Genomic DNA, 17945 nt, shown 5'->3' on the forward strand with positions numbered 1-17945 from the left:
GGAGACGCGGATGACCATCGGCTCGCTCGCGCTCGTCCTGCACGCCCATCTGCCGTTCGTCCGACACCCCGAGGACGAGAACTTCCTGGAGGAGGACTGGCTCTACGAGGCCATCTCCGAGACGTACCTGCCCCTGCTGCTCGTGTTCGATCGGCTGGTGGAGGAGGGGATCGCCTTCCGGTTGACGCTCACGCTCTCGCCGCCGCTGCTTAGCATGCTGGGCGATGGGCTGCTCATGGGCCGCTATGCGCGCAGGCTCGATGCGCTGTGCGAGCTGGGCGCGCGCGAGGTGCACCGCACCCGGAACGATCCCGTCTTCGGGCCCATCGCGCACTTCCACCGGAGCCACTTCGAGTCCCTGCGCACGGCCTTCCACGGGCGCTACCAGCGTGACCTGGTGGGCGCCTTCCGCGCGCTGCAGGACGCGGGGGTGCTGGAGATCATCACCTGCGGCGCCACGCACGGCTTCCTGCCGCTGATGCAGCAGACGCCCGAGGCGGTGCGCGCGCAGGTCTCCGTGGCCGCCAACCACTACCGGCTCCACTTCGGGCGCAACCCGCCCGGCATCTGGCTGCCCGAGTGTGGCTACTTCCCCGGCGTGGAGCGCTTCCTCGCCGCCGAGGGCATCCGCTATTTCTTCGTGGACACCCACGGCCTCACGGATGCCACGCCCCGGCCCCTGAACGGTCCCTTCGCCCCCATCTACACCGAGGTGGGCGTGGCCGCGTACGGGCGGGATCCCGAGAGCAGTCAGCAGGTGTGGAGCGCCGAGCACGGCTACCCCGGCGATCCCGCCTACCGCGAGTTCTACCGGGACATCGGCTGGGAGCTGGAGCTGGAGCAGGTGCGACCCTTCGTGCAATCCACGGGCGCGCGCAAGAACACGGGCTTCAAGTACCACCGCATCACCGGCAAGACGCGCGACAAGCAGCCCTACGTGCCAGAGGCCGCGCGCGCGCGGGCCGCCGTGCACGCGGGACACTTCCTCTTCAACCGCCAGCGCCAGTTCGAGTGGCTCGCGGACAAGGTCCAGGGGCGCTCGCCCGTGGTGGTGGCGCCCTATGACGCGGAGCTCTTCGGCCACTGGTGGTTCGAGGGCCCCTGGTTCCTCGACGCGCTCCTGCGCAAGGTGGCCCTGGAGCAGGACACCTTCCGGCTCGTGACGCCCTCGGACGACCTGGCCGCGTTCCCCGAGAACCAGGTGGCCACGCCGCCGCTGTGCTCGTGGGGCGCGGGCGGCTACGCCCAGATGTGGCTGGATGGCTCCAACGATTGGATCTACCGCCACCTGCACCACTGCGCCCGGCTGATGGTGGCGCTGGCCAAGGACTTCCCGGAGCCCTCCACCCTGCGGCGTCGGGTGCTCAACCAGGCCGCGCGGGAGCTGCTGGCCGCCCAGGCCTCGGACTGGGCCTTCATCCTCAAGACGGGCACCATGGTGGAGTACGCCCTGCGCCGCACCCGCGAGCACCTGGAGCACTTCCAGCGCCTGCACGACCAGGTGCGCCAGGACACCATCGACGAGGCGGCGCTCACCGCACGAGAGGGAACGCTCAACCTCTTTCCGGAGATCGATTACCGGGTCTACCGGCCCCTGTAGGTCGTCGGGAACAGACGGGCGCGTCGCGTGTTGCGTCCCCATGGGGGCAGGTGCGGATCCCGCCTTGCCTTGGCGTCTTTGCGTCTTATCTCGGGAGCGACATGAACAAGCCACTGAGCCTTCCGCGGGGTGCCGTCGCCGGTGCCCTCATCCTGGTCCTTCCCACCCTGGCGCCCGCCCAGACGGCCGCCCCTCCCGCCGCCGGCCCCGTGCAGCCCGCCACTCGGGAGGCGCAGGCCCTGCCCTCGCTCGCTCCGCTGGTCGAGTCGGTCAAGAGCGCCGTGGTCAACGTGGACGTGCAGTCGCGCGGGGGCGAGTCCGACGAGATGTCGGTCGGGCAGAACCCCTTTGGCTTCTTCGGAGGGGATCCGCGCTCGGGCCGCCGCCGCGAGGCGCCGGTACGCCAGGGCACGGGCTCGGGCTTCATCATCGACCCCAAGGGCCTGGTGTTGACCAACAACCACGTCGTCGAGGGCGCGGTGTCCATCCGCGTGCGGCTGGATGATGGCCGGGCGTTCGAGGCGGAGATCGTCGGGCGGGATCCGCTCACGGACGTGGCGCTCATCCGGCTCAAGAAGGCGGAGAACCTGCCCACGGTGAAGCTGGGCGACTCGGACGCGATGCGGGTGGGGGACTGGGTGCTGGCCATCGGCAACCCCTTCGGCCTGGCCTCGAGCGTGAGCAGCGGCATCCTCTCGGCGCGCGCGCGCAACATCCACGCGGGCCCCTATGACGACTTCCTGCAGACGGACGCGGCCATCAACCCGGGCAACTCGGGCGGCCCGCTGTTCAACCTCAAGGGCGAGGTGGTGGGCATCAACACCGCCATCGTGGGCGGGGGCACGGGCATCGGCTTCTCGGTGCCGAGCAACCTGGTCAAGGCGCTGCTGCCCCAGTTGGAGAAGTCGGGCGCGGTGACGCGCGCCTGGCTCGGCATCGGCATCCAGGACCTGAACGCCGAGCTGGCGCGGGCCCTCAAGCTGCCCGTCAACGAGGGCGCCATCGTCACCCTGGTCAACGAGGACTCGCCCGCGGGCCGCGCGGGCATGAAGCAGGACGACGTCATCGTGACGCTCGACGGGCAGAAGGTGGCCTCGGGCGGCGAGCTCACGCGCTCGGTGGCGCTCAAGACGCCGGGCAGCACGTCCACGGTGGAGCTCTACCGCGACGGCAAGAAGCAGACGGTGAAGGTGCAGCTGGGCACGCGGCCGGACATCGAGCGGGTGGGCGAGCGCTCGCGCAAGGGCGAGGACTCCGACGCGCAGTCCTCCAAGGCGCGCGTGGGCCTGTCGCTGAGCAACGTGGATCCGCGCATGGCGCAGCGCGCCGGCCTCAAGGCGTCCCAGGGCGCGCTCATCACCGAGGTGCAGCCGGGCTCTCCCGCCGAGCGGGCCGAGCTGGAGCCGGGCATGGTGGTGGTGGAGGCGGATCGCAAGCCGGTGACGAGCGCCGAGTCCCTGGCGGCCGTCATCCGCAAGACGCCCGCGGGCGGCACGGTGCTGCTGCGCGTGCTGTTGCCGAGCGGCCAGTCCCTGCGCGCCCTGTCCGTCCCCTGATTCAGGCCTTGGCCACGTGGGCGGCGGACGGATCGTGCGGCCGCGCCAGGCCCCGCTCCCGGCTGGGGTGTACCTCCATGCCGGGCGCGTAGGCGGTGACGCGGTTGCGGCCCCCGCGCTTGCTCGCGTAGAGCGCGGCGTCGGCGCAGTCCACCATCAAATCCTGCGCGGGCGCGTCCGTGGGCAGGGTGGCCACGCCGATGGACACGGTGATGTGGCCGCCCGGCTGGGTGGGTGAGGCGAGCAGGGGTGACTCCGCCACGGCGCGCCGCAGCTTCTCGCCCACCTCGTACGCGTCCTCCTTGGACACGTTGGAGAGCACCAGCATGAACTCCTCGCCGCCGTAGCGCGCGAGCGTGTCCACCTTGCGCACGCGGCCGCGCAGCGTGTCGCACACGCGCCGCAGCGCCTCGTCGCCCGCGCGGTGCCCCTCGGCGTCGTTGAGCTTCTTGAAGTGGTCGATGTCCACCATGAGGATGGACACCGGGGTGCCGTAGCGCTGGGCGCGCGCCACCTCCAGCTCCAGGCGGCTGAAGAGGTGGCGGCGGTTGGGCACGCCGGTGAGGGGATCCGTCAGCGTGAGCCGCACCGCCTCGGAGTGCAGCAGGGCGTTCTTCACCGCCGAGGCGACCTGATCGGCCACGGCGGTGAGCAGCTCCAGCTCCTCGGGCGCGAAGCTGGCCACCTCGGGCCGCTGGAAGTTGAGCACGCCGAGCACGGTGTTGGTGTGCACCATGGGCACGCACAGCATGGAGCCCCGGTCCTGGCCAGGCCGCAGGTCGCGCTGGGTGTAGCCGCTGGAGGGCTCGCCCACGTCCGGCACGTACACGCCGCGCTGGGTCGCCGCCGCGCGGCCACACGCGCCCTCGCCCGCCTGGAACGTCACGCCCTCGAGCCGCGGATCCTCGGGGAACGTGCTCTTGACCTCCAACTGGCCCTCGGCGTTGACGAGCATGATGGAGAAGTCGGGGATGTGCAGGCGCTCGGGCACCAGGTGGGTGATGCGCGCGAGCAGCTCGGGCAACTCGAGCGTGGAGTTGAGGGAGTGCGCCACGTCGAAGAGCAGGGCCAGGTCCGCCATGCGCTCCTCGAGCTCCTCCTTGGCCGACAGCTTCGAGCGCGTGGCCTGCAGGTCGCGGTGGGTGTCGATCTCCTCGGCCTTCATGGACGTGAGGCGCGCGAGCATGGCGTTGAAGGCCGAGCCGAGCTGGGCGAGCTCGTCCGTGCCGCCGGTCTCGGCGCGCACCAGCAGATCCCCCTCCTCGGCGCGCCGCATGGCGGCGGTGAGCCGGCGCAGGGGGCGGGTGAGGAAGAAGTGCAGCGACACGCCAATGGCGAGGATGAGGATGGAGCCGAGCGCCAACACCGCCGCCAGCGCGCCCCCGAGCGCATCGGTCAGCTCGCGGTGCACCGCGGGCTCGGCGACGCGCAGGTGCAGCATGCCCACCGGCGTCGTCCCGGCGTCCGGGTGGCAGCCCTCGCAGCTCGCGTCCCCGAGCGGCCGCAACACCTCCGTCTGGTGCTTGTCCGAGCGGGCCCACTGCGGCCCGGGCGAGGTCAGCAGCGCGGCGGCCGGATGGCGCTGGCCCACTTCCTGGGGCCGGGGGGACCAGCGGATGCGCCCATCCGGGGACAGGATGTTCAGCTCCGCGGTGGTGTCGACCAGGCGCGAGCGGGCGCCCAGCAGCGAGGCCACGGGGGCGTGGGGGGCCTGGCCCTCGGGGGTCGGCAGCCGGAAGGCCGCGCCGAGGAACTCCGCCAGCACCATGGCCTCGTCATGGGTGGCGTCCCGCGTGGCCCGGCGGGCCTCCCACCAGAAATGTCCCAGTCCCACCAGGGCGGCCAGCAGCCCGGGAAGAGCGATGCTCCACAGGAGCTTCCGGCCAACGGAGGGAGGATGGGGCATAGGCGGGGAGGGGGGCCTCGGGCACCGTGCCGTCATCTCCCCCGTGGTGAGTGGGTGGATTGTCGGTGTGGCTGACGCACACTGTCAAACAGAGTTCACTTGGGATTCTCGCCGCGAGCCACGGAGTTGTTGCGTGCCGGGCCACGGCCCGTGCTCGGATGGAGGTCGTATGATCGCGCCCGCTGCCTCGTTCCTTCGCTCCGCGCTGCTGCCCGTACCCCACGGTTTCACGACGCGTGAGGGCGGCGTGTCCGAGGGCGTGCATGCCTCGCTCAACCTGGGCTTCGCCGTGAACGACGTGCGCGAGCACGTGGAGGAGAACCACCGGCGGCTGGCGGCCCGGGTGGGGGTGGAACTCGGCGCGCTGCACACGGTGCGGCAGGTGCACGGGGATCGGGTGGTGGAGGCCACGCAGGAGGGGCACGGGGAGACCCGGCGTCCGTTCGGCGAGGAGGCGGATGGGGTGTGGACGGCGCTGCCCGGGCAGTGGGTGGCCGTGGGCACGGCGGACTGCGTGCCGGTGCTGCTCGTGGATCCGGAGCGGCGGTACGTGGCGGCGGTCCACTCCGGCTGGAAGGGGACGGACGCGCGCATCGTGGCGCGCGCGGTGGAGGCGCTGGTGGCCCGGGGCTCGCGCGCCGAGCGGCTCCTGGCGGCCGTGGGGCCCTGCATCCAGCGCTGCTGCTACGTCGTCTCCGAGGAGCTCGCCGGGCGCTTCACGTCCCGGTTCGGCGCGGAGGTGATCGCGCGCGAGGGCGCCCCGGGTGACACGCCGGTGCGGCTGGACCTGTCGCTCGCCGTGCGCCACACCCTGCGCGAGGCGGGCTTGCCCGAGGGGCAGGTGGACGTGCTGCCCGAGTGCACGGCGTGTGACGCCCGCCGGTTCTTCTCCCACCGTCGGGACGCGGGGCGCACGGGCCGCCACTTGAACTTCGTGGTGAACCGGTTCTGATCGGCCTCCCAGGCCGATTTCTTGACGGTCTCCGGCGCTGCTTCCTATCCTTGGGGTGGATCCCCCGAGGCCGTTCCCGGAGCGCCGCCCCATTCGCCGACTGATCGCCATCGCCCCCCTGTGCGCGCTGACCGCCTGCGCCACCACCGGTTCCGCCCCGTCGGCGGAGGTGGCGTCGCTCAAGGCCGAGGTGCGCGCCCTGCGCGAGACCCAGTCCCGGCTGGAGAAGCGGCTCGAGCGCGTGGAACTGCACGCGAGCGTGCGCCAGGCCCGTGCCGCCCAGGACGCTCCCGCCCCCGCGTCTTCCGCCGCCGCCTCCGCGGCTTCCACCTCCGCTCCGGTGGCCCCTTCCCTCCAGACCCCCGACCTGGCGGTGGTCAAGCTCAAGCCCCGCTTCGAGCCCGCCCCCAAGCTGCCGGTGAAGTTCGCCGTCGTCGAGCCCTCGACCGAGGACATGGAGATCTTCATCGCCAACGGCTCCGACGACGCCGACGCGGGCGAGAGCCCGCCGGACAGCGCGCCCGCGGAGCCGACGCTCGACCCCGTGCTGGAGGCAGCCTTCGAGCAGGCCATGGCCGCGCTGCGCACCGGCAACGTGGAGGGGGGCGTGAGCGGGCTGTTGAGCTTCGCGGAGAAGAACCCGGGCCATGCCCGCGCCGACAACGCGCTCTACTTCAGTGGCCTCGGGCAGATGGGGCTCAAGGAGCACGGGGCCGCGGCCAAGACGTTCGAGCGGCTCATCGCGCGCTACCCGGCCGGTGACGCCGTGCTCGATGGGATGTTGCGGCTGGCCGAGTGCCGGCTGCGGCTCGACCAGAAAGACGACGCCCGGGCCCTGTACACCCGTATCCTCACGCAGTTTCCGGGCACGGCCGCCGCCACTCAGGCGGAGCAGCGGCTCGCGTCCCTCTCGCACTAGCAGTCCGAAAGGAAGTCGTCCGATGCGCTCGCGGATCTTCTCCTCGCTCCTCCTCGCCACCGTCCTCGCGCCGCCCGTCTGGGCCCAGAACGCGGAAGACGGACAGCAGGAGGCCGAGACCCCCGACGAGACCCAGGGCAGTGACGTGGTCGACGAGCCGGGGCGTCCCGCCCGGCCCGGCCAGTTCACCGTTCCCCCGGGCACCAAGGGCCGTGAGTCCGCGCCCGGCGAGCGGCACACGGTGGAGCGGGGTGACACCCTGTGGGACTTGTCCCAGCGCTACCTGGGCAGCCCCTGGTACTGGCCCAAGGTCTGGTCCTACAACCCCGAGATCGCCAACCCGCACTGGATCTACCCGGGCAACAACGTGCGCTTCTTCCCCGCGGGCGAGGAAGTGCCCTCGCGCGTGGAGGCGGGCCTCGGTCCGTCCACCTCCCTGGGCGGGGACGACGTCTCCGAGCCCCAGTCGTCGGGCGCCGCGGTGGAGGTGACGGGCAACCTCACCTACAAGCCCAAGAACGTGCAGACGGTGACGACGCTGGCGTTCGTGACCACGCGCGAGCTCGACGAGTCGGGCCGCATCGAGGGCTCGCCCCACGGCGCGGAGATGCTGTCCTTTCCGGACACGGCCTACGTGCGCTTCAAGCGCAAGGGCGACGCCAAGGTCGGCGCCGACTACGTGGTGTTCCACACCGCCGAGCAGATCTTCCACCCGGTGACGCGCAAGCCCGTGGGCTACCTCACCGAGTTCGTGGGCAAGGTGCGCGTGACGGCGCTGGGCGACACCTACGTCAAGGCGCAGATCACCGAGACGTGGGATCCCATCGCGCGCGGCGACCTGGTGGGCCCGCACGGCAACGACCGCACCGGCGAGGACGTGGTGCCCCGCCGCAACGAGAAGGAGCTCAAGGGCGTCGTCGTCACCTCGCTCGTGCCCTACCAGACGCTGACGGCCGAGCACTTCTTCCTGGTGATCGACAAGGGCAGCGCGGACGGCGTGCAGCGCGGCAACGTGTTCACCATCACCCGGCGGGGCGACCCCGCCCGGGAGCGCGTGCTCAACCTGGAGCTGCCCAGCAAGAAGAAGGTGGCGCCGTTCCCCTCGGAGAACATCGCCCTGTGCCTGGTGACCGAGGTGAAGGATCGCGCCTCCAACTGCCTGCTGACCCGCTCCCTCCAGGAAGTGGGCCCCGGCGACGAGGCCATCATGCGCGTGGATCCGGCCACCGCCCAGCGCTGAGCCGAGGCGCCCGGGGGCTCTTGACCCCTGGGATCGGCCCCCAAACGCCCAACCACCCAGGATGTCCCGCTTGACCACCGACGGTCAGGTGTTTATGTGTGCCGGCCTCTTCCCGTCGGACCCATCTTCTATATAGGTGGCTCGGGGAAGGGGGTCGGGGCATGGTGGACGTCACGGCGGACAGACTCACGGCGGAGCAACGCGCGCTGCTCGCGCTCTGGACGGTTCCGGGCCTCGGGCCGCGGACGCTGGCACAGTTGCGCGCGTTCAGCCGGGGCGGGCTCGCCCGCCTGGCCGAGGCCCCCGTGAGGGACTGGGTGTCCGAGGCCCCGCTGCCGCCGCCCGTGCGCCGTCGCCTCGCGGAGGTCGCCAGCCTGGAGCCCCTGGCCGCCCACGCCCTGGAGCGCTGCGCCCGGGCGGGCATGGGGGTGGCCTTCCAGGGCGAGCGGGCCTACCCGGCGCGCCTGGCCGAGGCCCCGGATGCACCCCCCCTGCTCTTCTTCATGGGACACGTGGGGCCCCCCCGCCGCCGCGTGGCCATGGTGGGCAGCCGCCATCCGGACCAGGGCTTCCTTCCCTTCGCGCGGACGTTCGCCCGCCAGGTCGCCGAGGGCGGGGTGGGGGTGGTGTCCGGCGCGGCGGCCGGCGTGGACCGGGCCTGCCACTGGGGCGCCATGGACGCGGGTGGGGAAACGTGGGCCTTCCTGGGCTCGGCGCTGGACGCGTTGGATCCCGCCCAGGCGAAGCTGTGGCCGCACGTGCTGACGCGGGGTGGGGTGTTCTTCAGTGAGTTGCCGCCCGGCGTCCGGGCGAGCACGACGACTTTTCCCCGCCGCAACCGGCTCATCGCTGGCGCGTCGGACGCGATCCTGGTCCTGCGGGCGGGAGTGGGCTCCGGCAGTCTGTATACGGCCCAGGCGGGGCGGGCGAGCGGCAGGCCCGTCCTGGCGCTGCCGGGGGATGTCATGAACGAGGGGGCGGCGGGGTGCAACGCACTCATCCGCGATGGCCACGCCCGGGCCTGCCTCGGCGTTGAGGAAGTCTGGCGCACCGTGGGGGTGGATCCCCAGCGGGCGGTGCCGCCAGGAGAGGGGTCGTGGGAGGACCTCTCCGGGGAAGCGAGGGGAACCTACGAGGTGTTGAAGCGGGTTCCCAGGTCATTCGATGAGGTGCTGGCCGACAGCCGGCTGTCCCCCGCGGCGCTCACCAGCGCCCTGGTGGAACTGGAATTGTCGGGATTCATCGTCCAGCACCCTGGCAGGTTGTTCGAGAGGGTTTGAGGAAAATCATGGCGACGCGCACGAAGAAGACCGCCACGGCGGGCGAGCAGGAGGTCGAGGAGACGGCGACCTCCGGGAAGGCAGCCAAGAAGCCGGCGGCGCGCAAGAAGACCACCGCCAAGAAGACCACCGCGAAGAAGGCGTCCGCCAAGAAGGCGGCGGCCAAGAAGACGGCCGCGCGGGGCAAGGGCAAGGGCAAGAAGGGCGAGCTGGCCACGGTGGAGGCCTCCGCGGAGGAAGAGGGGGAGGGCGAGGACACGCCGGCCCGGCGCGGCAAGGGTCCGCACTACCTCGTGGTCGTCGAGTCGCCCGCCAAGGCCAAGACGATCAAGAAGTACCTGGGCTCGGGCTACACGGTGAAGGCGTCCGTGGGCCACATCCTGGACCTGCCCAAGAGCAAGATGGGCGTGGACCTGGAGAAGGAGTTCGAGCCCCAGTACGAGGTCATCAAGGGCAAGGAGAAGGTGCTCGGCGAGCTCAAGAAGGCCGCCCAGGGCGTGGACAAGGTCTTCCTCGCCACGGACCCGGATCGCGAGGGCGAGGCCATCGCCTGGCACATCAACCAGCAGCTGCGCCACCCGGACTCCTACCGGGTGATGTTCAACGAGATCACCAAGCCGGCCATCCAGGAGGCCATCGCCAACCCGCGCCAGCTGAGTCAGGACAACTACGACTCGCAGCAGACGCGGCGCATCCTCGACCGGCTCGTGGGCTACCAGATCTCGCCCATCCTCTGGAAGAAGGTGCGCCGGGGCCTGTCCGCCGGCCGCGTGCAGTCGGTGGCCGTGCGCCTCATCTGCGAGCGCGAGAGCGAGATCAAGGCCTTCGTGCCCCAGGAGTACTGGACGCTGGACGCCGTGCTCGAGGGGCCCTCGGGACCGCCGCCCTTCAAGGCGAAGCTGTCACGCGTGGACGGCAAGAAGGTGGAGCTCAAGGACGCGGCCACCACGCGCGGCCTCGTGGAGGAGGTCAAGGGCGCGCCCTTCACCGTGAGCAAGGTGGACAAGCGCGAGCGGCGCCGCAACGCGCCCGCCCCCTTCATCACCTCCAAGCTCCAGCAGGAGGCCGCCAACCGCCTGCACTTCACCGCCAAGAAGACCATGGCGCTCGCCCAGCGGCTCTATGAAGGCGTGCTGCTCGGCGAGGAGGGCCAGACGGCGCTCATCACGTACATGCGTACGGACTCCACCCGTCTGTCCGACCAGGCCGTGGCGGGCGTGCGCGACTTCATCCAGCAGACGTACGGGCAGGACTACCTGCCCGAGGCGCCCGTGGTGTACCGCACCAAGAAGGGCGCCCAGGACGCGCACGAGGCCATCCGCCCCACGTCGCTCGACTACCCGCCCGCCAAGGTCAAGGCGGCGTTCGACGCGATGAACGACGACATGGCCGCGGACATGTTCCGCCTCTACGAGCTCATCTGGAACCGCTTCGTGGCGTGCCAGACCAAGCCCGCCGTGTACGATCAGACGAGCGCGGACATCACCGCGGGCCGGGCCACCTTCCGCGCCTCGGGCTCCACGCTCAAGTTCCCCGGCTACCTGGCCATCTACGGCGCCAGCCTCACCCCCGAGGAGGAGGCCGCCCAGGAGAAGGCGCGCGCCGCGGGCGACGAGACGGCCGAGGACGCCACGGGCGACCTGCCCGTGCTCAACGACGGCGACACGCTCGGCCTGCAGAAGCTCGTGGACGAGCAGCACTTCACCCAGCCCCCGCCGCGCTTCTCCGAGGCCACCCTGGTCAAGGAGCTGGAGGAGCGGGGCATCGGCCGTCCGTCCACCTACGCCGCCATCCTCTCCACCATCCAGGACAAGAAGTACGCGGAGAAGATCGAGGGCCGCTTCCGTCCCACGGACCTGGGCCTCATCTGCAACGATCTGCTCGTCAAGCACTTCCCCCAGGAGCTGGACGTGACGTTCACGGCCAACATGGAGGAGAAGCTGGACCAGATCTCCGAGGGCGAGGCCAACTGGAAGGCCGTGCTCAAGGACTTCTACGAGCCCTTCAAGGAGACGCTCGAGAAGGCCGAGACGGAGATGCGCGACGTCAAGCGCGAGGAAGTGAAGACCGACGTGGCGTGCGAGAAGTGCGGCCACATCATGGTGATCAAGTGGGGGAAGATGGGCCACTTCCTGGCCTGCTCCAACTACCCCGACTGCAAGAACACCAAGGACTTCAAGCGCGACGTGGAGGGGAAGATCGTCATCGTGGAGGAGGAGACCACGGACGAGCTGTGCGCCAACTGCGGCAAGAACATGGTCGTCAAGCGCGGCCGCTTCGGCAAGTTCCTCGCGTGCTCGGGCTACCCCGAGTGCAAGACGTCCAAGCCCATCTCCATCGGCGTGTCGTGCCCGGACTGCAAGCAGGGCTACCTCACCGAGCGCCGCAGCCGCTTCGGGAAGATCTTCTTCGGGTGCAACCGCTACCCGGACTGCAAGTTCGCCGCGTGGGATCGGCCGCTCGCCGAGGCCTGTCCGCAGTGCCAGTCGCCCTACCTGCTGCAGAAGTTCTCCAAGCGGGACGGCCCCTTCGTGGCCTGTCCCAACAAGGAGTGCGACTACCGCCGGCAGGTGCAGGATCCGGAGGCCGTCGCCGCGGCGGCCGCCGCGTCCCCGAACCCCTCGCCCGACGCCTCCACGGCGGCGTGAGGCCGTCCGGGGGAGCCCTCGGGCTCCCCCGGCCGTGTCCGGGGCTGGGGTCCCGCTAGAGCGTGGGGATGGACTGCTGGTGGCCCCCGCGCTGCTCCAGCTCGTGGGTGGTGGCGTCCTCCTCGCAGCGGATGGCGAAGGGCAGGGCCTCCAGCCGCTCGATGGAGATCTCCCCCCCGCAGTCCACGCACTCGCCGAACACGTTCATGTCCATGCGCCGCAGCGCCGCGTCGATGAGCATCACCTCGCGCCGCTGCGACTCCATCAGCGTGGACAGGGTGTAGTCGGCCAGCTCCGCCTGGGCCTGCTCCTCGTACTCGGGGTCTCGCTCCTGATCCTTGAGCGCCCGGAGCTCGCGGTGCGTGCCCTCCGTGGCGTTGAGGATGGAGCGGCGCCGCTTCTGCAGCAGGTTGCGGATGTTCAGCAGGTCGTCGGCTCGCTTCATGGCCTCTGGCTCCCGTGAGAATGAATCGCGCGGCTCGTGGGTTCGCGCGCGGTTGAACTGGCCAAAGGTAGGAGTTCCGAGGAGGTAGGGTAACTGCGGCCCCCCCACCTACCCGCCTCGCAAGGCCGGGGAGCGGCCGAGTGGGCGAGCCCCTGGGGGTCCGGGGTGGACACGCCGACGTGGAAGGCGAGGACAGGGCGGGGGGGCGCCTGCTAACAGGGGCCGCACGTGGACCGGCCCCGGGTGGGCCTGGAGAGAGGCAGGCAGGACGTGACGTTTCAGCGGGTGACGGTGATTGGTGGTGGCCTCGCGGGCAGCGAGTGCGCCTGGCAACTGGCGAGGCGCGGGGTGCCCGTGACGCTGCGGGAGATGAAGCCCCAGCGCCGCTCGCCCGCGCACAAGACGGACACGTTCGCCGAGCTCGTGTGCTCCAACTCGCTGCGCTCGGACAACCCGGAGAGCGCCATCGGGCTGCTGCACCAGGAGCTGCGCGCGCTCTCCTCGCTCATCCTCGGCAGCGCGGACGCGCACCGGGTGCCCGCCGGGGACGCCCTGGCGGTGCAGCGCGATGACTTCTCCCGGGCGGTGACGCGCGCGGTGCGCGAGGCGCCGGGCGTGGAGGTGGTGGCCGGCGAGGTGGACGTGCTGCCCGAGGGCGTGGTGGTGGTGGCGACCGGCCCGCTCACCTCGGACGCGCTCACGCGGGACCTGGAGCGCTACGTGGGCGAGAAGCTCTATTTCTACGACTCCATCGCGCCCATCGTGTCGGGGGACTCCATCGACATGACCATCGCCTTTCGCGCGAGCCGCTACGGCAAGGGGGGCGGGGACGACTACATCAACCTGCCGCTCACCGAGTCCGAGTACGCGCGCTTCATCGCCGAGGTGAAGGCGGGCCAGAAGCTCGAGCCGCACGCGTTCGAGGAACCCCGCTACTTCGAGGGGTGTCTGCCCATCGAGGTCATGGTGGATCGCGGCGAGCAGACGCTGGCCTACGGGCCGATGAAGCCGGTGGGCCTGGTGGACCCGCGCACGGGCCGCGAGTCGCACGCGGTGGTGCAGCTGCGCATGGAGGACAAGGGCGGCACGTCGTGGAACATGGTGGGCTTCCAGACGCGCCTGACGTGGGGTGAGCAGAAGCGCATCTTCTCCACCTGCATTCCGGGCCTGGCCCAGGCCGAGTTCCTGCGCATGGGGCAGATCCACCGCAACACCTTCATCGACGCGCCGCGGCTGCTCGGGCGGGACTTGTCGCTCAAGGCCGAGTCGCGGCTGTTCTTCGCGGGGCAGATCACCGGCGTGGAGGGCTACGTGGAGTCGGCGGCGTGCGGCTACCTCGCGGCGCTGGCGGTGTACGCGCGGCTCACGGGCACCGAGTTCCTGCCGCCGCCGGCCACCACGGCCCTGGGCGCGCTCTACCGCCACGTGACGGGCGAGGCGCACCCGGCGGACTACGACTACCAGCCCTCCAACATCATCTTCGGCCTGTTTCCGCCCCTGGAGGGACGCTTCAAGAAGGCGGACAAGCGGGTGAAGTACGCGGAGCGCGCGCGCGCGGACCTGGCCACGTGGCTGCCGAGCGTGCCGCCTGGCGACGAGCCCCGGAGGAGCGCATGAACCGACGATTGATGGCGACGGGAGCCCTGACGGGCGCCCTGGTGGTGCTCGCGCTGACGGGCTGCAAGCGCGAGGGCGAGGCCAAGGGGCGGGCGCGCCCGGGCACCCAGAACGCGGAGGCCGCGGGCGGCACGGGCATCCTCCTCGCGGAGGGCGCGGCCGAGGACCTGCGGGTGTCGGCGGACGGGCGCTTCGCCTCGTTCCTCAAGAAGACGCGCAAGCCCACCGTGGAGGGCATTCCGCCGCAGATGCGCCTGGGCGAGCTCTACGTGGTGCCGGTGGAGGGGGGCCAACCGCGCAGGATTGGCGACGGGGTGACGAACGTGCCCGGCGGGCTGCTCTTCTCGCCGGACTCGCGGCACGTGCTGTTCCTCACCGGCTACAACCTGGCGAGCCAGTCCGGGGTGCTGCACTCGCTCGTGCTGGCCGAGCCCACGGCCGAGCCGCAGCGCCTGGGCGACGCGGTGACGTACTTCGTGCCGAGCCCGGACGGCAAGCAGCTGGCCTTCGTGGATGGGGGCGTGCTCAAGCTCGGCGCGCTGCCGGCGGGGCCGTTCCGCCCGGTGGGCGGCGAGGTCGCCACGGCGGAGTTCTCCCCGGACAGCCAGACGCTCTTCTTCAAGCGCAAGCTCCGGGCGGCGGGCAGCCTGTTGACGGTGCCGGTGCAGCCCCTGGCCACCGGCGCGCTGGCCGAGCCGCGCGTATTGGGCGATCAGGTGGGCGACTACCTGTCCTCCGCGGACTCGCGCTACCTGGCCTACCAGTCGCGGGGCAGCGCGAGCACGTATGACCTGTACGTGGCCGAGGCCCCCGAGTGGAAGGGCAAGAAGGTGGCCACGGGCACCACCGCGTTCGCCTTCTCGCCGGACTCCCAGTGGCTGGCGCGCAACGACGGCGGCAAGCCCGAGCAGCTGGGCGACCTGATGGTGGGGCCGGCCTCGGGCGAGGCGGGCCGCAAGGTGGGCGACGGCGTGAAGGAGCTCGCCTTCTCGCCGGACTCGCGGGCGCTGGGCTTCCTGGCCAAGTACGACGAGTCCGCGCGCGCGGGCCTCATGGGCGTGGTGACGCTGCCCGACGGCGAGCCGAAGCTCGTGGGCAGCCGCGTGCCCAACTTCACCTGGGGCGCCGACGGCAAGCACGTGGCCTACCTGTCGCGCTTCCTCAAGCCCATCTACTCGGTGGACCTGATGCTCTACGCGGTGGGCGGCGAGGAGAAGGCGCGCAAGGCCCAGGCGGGCGTGTTCGGCTACGGCTTCGCGCCGGAGAACGGCGCGCTCGTCTTCCGCTCGGGGTGCACGCGCGAGGGCCGCGCGTGTGACTTCAAGGCGCTCACGCTGCCCCCCGCGCCCGAGGCCGCGCCGGACGCCTGGCTGCAGGGCATCTACAGCTACAAGTTCTCCAAGGACGGCGAGCGGGTGCTGGCCACCTCGGCGCGCATGGACGCGGACACCTTCGACGTGTCGCTCTACGACGTGAAGAGCCACTCGCGCCGCCTGCTCGACCAGGGGGCCCAGCTGCCCGTGTACTTCGCTGGGCCGGGCGAGTCGCTCGCGGTCTACGTGCTCAAGGGCGCGGGCGCGGGGGTGTACGTGGCCCCCGCGCGGCCGTGAGTCACCGAGTGTTGGGGCTCACCACTCGATGATGTAGTCCGCCGCGTCGAGCCCCCTGCGCTGCACCTCGATGCGGCCCTGGCAGCCGATGCCCTGGAGCGCCGCCTCCAGGAGGCCCTGGTGGAACTCCACCGGCTGCATGTCCCCGGTGAAGCGCAGGCGCAGCTTGCGCTCGCCGAGCAGCGCGTACTCGCGCTGCCCGTAGCTCACCGTGGTGGAGTAGGCCGTGGGCGCGCTCGAGAAGAGCCGCTTGGGGTCTCCCTTGCCGATGATGTGCGTGAGCGTGCGGCCCACGCCCGAGTCGAAGAAGCCGCCCACGGCCGCCGCGCCGCACGCCCGGATGGCGGACTCGTGCGAGCCGTACTGCGGCGCGAGCAGCTCCGCGGCCTGGTAGAGGACCTGGAGGAAATCGCGGGCGGAGTAGGAGAAGAAATCCACCAACGGTTTCTTCGAGACGGTGGCGCGCAACTCATTGCTCGCCGCATCTCCGTGGTGCTGCTTCACGAGCTTGAAGACCGCATTGAAGATGAGGCCTCGCACCGTCGCCGAGTCCGGAGCGAGGTCCATTCGCTGCGTGCATTCCTGGTGGGTAAGCGATGGCATGGTTCTCTGATTCTGACACAATGGGGACTCCGGGTCCTCGTCCGAGGATCGCGTGAGCGTCACAGGTTAGGTACGACCGCCTTGAACCCGCTCTCCCGTCACGCTGTCGCTCCTGCCTCATCGGAAACTTTCGACGCCGCGCTTTCCACGCTGTGTGCGTGGTTGGCGGAGTTGGAAAATTCTGGACGGATCGCATCACCGCCCACGGCCGATGACGCGGCCCGATTGGACGCACTGCTGCGGGAGGTGTGGCGTACGGGGAGTGCACCCGGCCAGGCGGGCCTCACGCGGGCCTCGCCGGAGCAGGAGCGCTTTCGCGCCCAGGCCGGTCCCTTCTTCTGGAAGAGCGCGGTGCTGCGGCGCTGCTGGGAGAAGCCCCGCGGCTACGCGGGCGACTTCATGATGATGGAGGCGCTCTACCGGCGCGAGCCCGAGGGCACGACGCCGCAGGAGCGGTGGATGGACACGTGGGCCCTGGAGCTGCCGGGCTTCCAGGCGGTGCGCAACCGCCGGGACAAGCTCAGCCAGCTCTTGCGCGAGGAGCACGCACGCGGAGCGCGCCGGGTGATGAACGTGGCGTCCGGCTCGGCGCCCGAGCTCGTCGCGGTGGCACGCGACATCGCCTTCGAGGGCGTGACGTTGATGGACCAGGACCAGGGCGCGCTGGACTCGGCGCTGGGGCACTTCACGCACGTGGGCGCGCTGCCCGCCACGCACCACGCGGCCCTGCGGTTGTGGTGTGGCTCGGTGCTGGAGCTCTTGCGCAACCGCAGCGACCTGGAGCCCGCCTCGCAGGACTTCATCTACTCCATCGGGCTCTTCGACTACCTGACGGAGCGCTTCGCGCGGCGGCTCACCCAGAAGCTGTGGGACGGACTGGCCCCGGGCGGCCAGCTCGTGGTGGGCAACTTCAACGCGCGCAACCCCATGCACGTCTTCATCGAGACCGCGCTGGACTGGTACCTCATCTACCGCGAGCCGGAGGATCTGCTGCGGCTCCTGGACGGACTGCCCGGTGTGCGCTCGCGGGAGGTGTGGACCGAGGACACCGGGTGCTTGCACCTGCTGGTGGCGCGCAAGGACGGCTAGCGCGGCGGCTCGCGCGGCTCAGAAGAGCTGCTCGGGCTCCTCCTGGGGGCCCGTATCCTGGCTGGCGAGCTTGAGCAGCACCGACTCGTCGAGCAGCTGCGGCTCGAAGTTGACGGCCACCACGAACCACATGCCCGTCGGGCGGATGCGCACCACCTGGATGACCTGGGAGTGCCCCAGGGTGGGCAGGTACACGCTGAAGCGCTCGCCCTCGTTCATCTTCACGGGCGTGACGAGCAGGCAGCCGGAGCGCGAGATGTTGAAGATCTCCCCGGCGACCTCGCTGTCGTTCCTCAGGAACTGGATGCGCAGACGCACCCGATGACGGGGATGGCGACGCCGCTCGGGACCGCTCGAACCGCTCAAGGTGACTCTCCTGGCATGAAGGGCCCGGCCACGAACCCCCCGAGGTTCACTATAGTCCCCGGGGGGGGTCTCCGCGACCCGACCGTGCGTCCAGGGGAGGGCGGAAGCTTGCGG

At 70.9% G+C, this 17945-nt stretch carries 14 protein-coding genes; 10 read left to right on the forward strand and 4 right to left on the reverse strand.

Annotated features, from left to right (window positions below; translation table 11 throughout):
- The first annotated feature begins 10 nt into the window (after positions 1 to 10).
- A complete protein-coding gene (locus tag I3V78_RS17365) occupies positions 11 to 1600 on the forward strand; it encodes a glycoside hydrolase family 57 protein (protein ID WP_204489514.1) in 1590 nt (529 codons plus the stop codon).
- A gap of 101 nt (positions 1601 to 1701) precedes the next feature.
- The gene (locus I3V78_RS17370; RefSeq protein ID WP_204489515.1) at positions 1702 to 3156 is read left to right on the forward strand and encodes a trypsin-like peptidase domain-containing protein; all 1455 of its coding nucleotides are present in this window, start codon (positions 1702 to 1704) and stop codon (positions 3154 to 3156) included.
- Between the two features lies 1 nt (position 3157).
- Here the strand turns inward: I3V78_RS17370 and I3V78_RS17375 are convergent, their stop codons facing one another.
- Positions 3158 to 5062 (reverse strand): GGDEF domain-containing protein, encoded by a 1905-nt coding sequence (locus tag I3V78_RS17375; RefSeq protein WP_204489522.1) that lies wholly within the window; start codon positions 5060 to 5062, stop codon positions 3158 to 3160.
- A gap of 169 nt (positions 5063 to 5231) precedes the next feature.
- Here I3V78_RS17375 and pgeF point away from each other — a divergent pair, with 169 nt between their 5' ends.
- The 5 genes from pgeF (at position 5232) to topA (ending at position 12101) form a co-directional block, all read left to right on the forward strand.
- Positions 5232 to 6014: a peptidoglycan editing factor PgeF gene (pgeF, locus tag I3V78_RS17380; protein WP_204489524.1), complete on the forward strand. Its 783-nt coding sequence runs from the start codon at positions 5232 to 5234 to the stop codon at positions 6012 to 6014.
- A gap of 55 nt (positions 6015 to 6069) precedes the next feature.
- Entirely contained in the window at positions 6070 to 6933 is an 864-nt protein-coding gene (locus I3V78_RS17385; RefSeq protein WP_338023638.1) for a tetratricopeptide repeat protein, read from the forward strand.
- Between the two features lie 22 nt (positions 6934 to 6955).
- Complete coding sequence (locus tag I3V78_RS17390; RefSeq protein WP_204489526.1) at positions 6956 to 8173, forward strand: LysM peptidoglycan-binding domain-containing protein; 1218 nt, start codon at positions 6956 to 6958, stop codon at positions 8171 to 8173.
- Between the two features lie 161 nt (positions 8174 to 8334).
- Positions 8335 to 9453: a DNA-processing protein DprA gene (locus I3V78_RS17395; protein WP_204489528.1), complete on the forward strand. Its 1119-nt coding sequence runs from the start codon at positions 8335 to 8337 to the stop codon at positions 9451 to 9453.
- Between the two features lie 8 nt (positions 9454 to 9461).
- Positions 9462 to 12101 carry a type I DNA topoisomerase gene (topA, locus tag I3V78_RS17400; protein WP_204489530.1) on the forward strand — a complete coding sequence of 880 codons (2640 nt, stop codon included), beginning with the start codon at positions 9462 to 9464 and terminating at the stop codon, positions 12099 to 12101.
- A 55-nt stretch (positions 12102 to 12156) separates the two neighbouring features.
- Here topA and I3V78_RS17405 read toward each other — a convergent pair whose 3' ends face one another.
- Positions 12157 to 12546, reverse strand: a complete 390-nt coding sequence (locus I3V78_RS17405) for a TraR/DksA family transcriptional regulator (protein ID WP_204489532.1) — start codon at positions 12544 to 12546, stop codon at positions 12157 to 12159.
- Positions 12547 to 12816: 270 nt separating this feature from the next.
- Here I3V78_RS17405 and trmFO point away from each other — a divergent pair, with 270 nt between their 5' ends.
- Together trmFO and I3V78_RS17415 are read left to right on the forward strand one after the other, a co-directional pair.
- The gene (gene trmFO / locus I3V78_RS17410) at positions 12817 to 14163 is read left to right on the forward strand and encodes a methylenetetrahydrofolate--tRNA-(uracil(54)-C(5))-methyltransferase (FADH(2)-oxidizing) TrmFO (RefSeq protein WP_204489534.1); all 1347 of its coding nucleotides are present in this window, start codon (positions 12817 to 12819) and stop codon (positions 14161 to 14163) included.
- On the forward strand, positions 14160 to 15773 hold the full coding sequence (locus I3V78_RS17415) for a gliding motility protein (protein ID WP_239576469.1): 1614 nt from the start codon (positions 14160 to 14162) through the stop codon (positions 15771 to 15773). The genes trmFO and I3V78_RS17415 overlap by 4 nt, the downstream gene beginning before the upstream one ends.
- An 18-nt stretch (positions 15774 to 15791) precedes the next feature.
- On the opposite strand, the gene I3V78_RS17420 is transcribed toward I3V78_RS17415, so the two are convergent.
- Complete coding sequence (locus I3V78_RS17420; protein WP_204489536.1) at positions 15792 to 16340, reverse strand: DUF2378 family protein; 549 nt, start codon at positions 16338 to 16340, stop codon at positions 15792 to 15794.
- Between the two features lie 261 nt (positions 16341 to 16601).
- On the opposite strand from I3V78_RS17420, the gene I3V78_RS17425 reads away from it, so the two are divergent.
- The gene (locus I3V78_RS17425) at positions 16602 to 17465 is read left to right on the forward strand and encodes a class I SAM-dependent methyltransferase (protein ID WP_239576470.1); all 864 of its coding nucleotides are present in this window, start codon (positions 16602 to 16604) and stop codon (positions 17463 to 17465) included.
- Between the two features lie 18 nt (positions 17466 to 17483).
- Here I3V78_RS17425 and I3V78_RS17430 read toward each other — a convergent pair whose 3' ends face one another.
- Positions 17484 to 17831: a PilZ domain-containing protein gene (locus I3V78_RS17430; protein WP_204489538.1), complete on the reverse strand. Its 348-nt coding sequence runs from the start codon at positions 17829 to 17831 to the stop codon at positions 17484 to 17486.
- Positions 17832 to 17945 lie beyond the last annotated feature (114 nt).

Source organism: Archangium primigenium (assembly GCF_016904885.1).
GTDB classification, from domain to species: Bacteria; Myxococcota; Myxococcia; order Myxococcales; family Myxococcaceae; genus Cystobacter; species Cystobacter primigenius.

Excerpts from the sequence above, each read along its gene's own strand:
- I3V78_RS17365 (WP_204489514.1), top strand. The coding sequence starts at position 11 with ATGACCATCGGCTCGCTCGCGCTCGTCCTGCACGCCCATCTGCCGTTC.
- I3V78_RS17370 (WP_204489515.1), top strand. The coding sequence starts at position 1,702 with ATGAACAAGCCACTGAGCCTTCCGCGGGGTGCCGTCGCCGGTGCCCTC.
- I3V78_RS17375 (WP_204489522.1), bottom strand. The coding sequence starts at position 5,062 with ATGCCCCATCCTCCCTCCGTTGGCCGGAAGCTCCTGTGGAGCATCGCT.
- pgeF (WP_204489524.1), top strand. The coding sequence starts at position 5,232 with ATGATCGCGCCCGCTGCCTCGTTCCTTCGCTCCGCGCTGCTGCCCGTA.
- I3V78_RS17390 (WP_204489526.1), top strand. The coding sequence starts at position 6,956 with ATGCGCTCGCGGATCTTCTCCTCGCTCCTCCTCGCCACCGTCCTCGCG.
- I3V78_RS17395 (WP_204489528.1), top strand. The coding sequence starts at position 8,335 with ATGGTGGACGTCACGGCGGACAGACTCACGGCGGAGCAACGCGCGCTG.
- topA (WP_204489530.1), top strand. The coding sequence starts at position 9,462 with ATGGCGACGCGCACGAAGAAGACCGCCACGGCGGGCGAGCAGGAGGTC.
- I3V78_RS17405 (WP_204489532.1), bottom strand. The coding sequence starts at position 12,546 with ATGAAGCGAGCCGACGACCTGCTGAACATCCGCAACCTGCTGCAGAAG.
- I3V78_RS17415 (WP_239576469.1), top strand. The coding sequence starts at position 14,160 with ATGAACCGACGATTGATGGCGACGGGAGCCCTGACGGGCGCCCTGGTG.
- I3V78_RS17420 (WP_204489536.1), bottom strand. The coding sequence starts at position 16,340 with ATGGACCTCGCTCCGGACTCGGCGACGGTGCGAGGCCTCATCTTCAAT.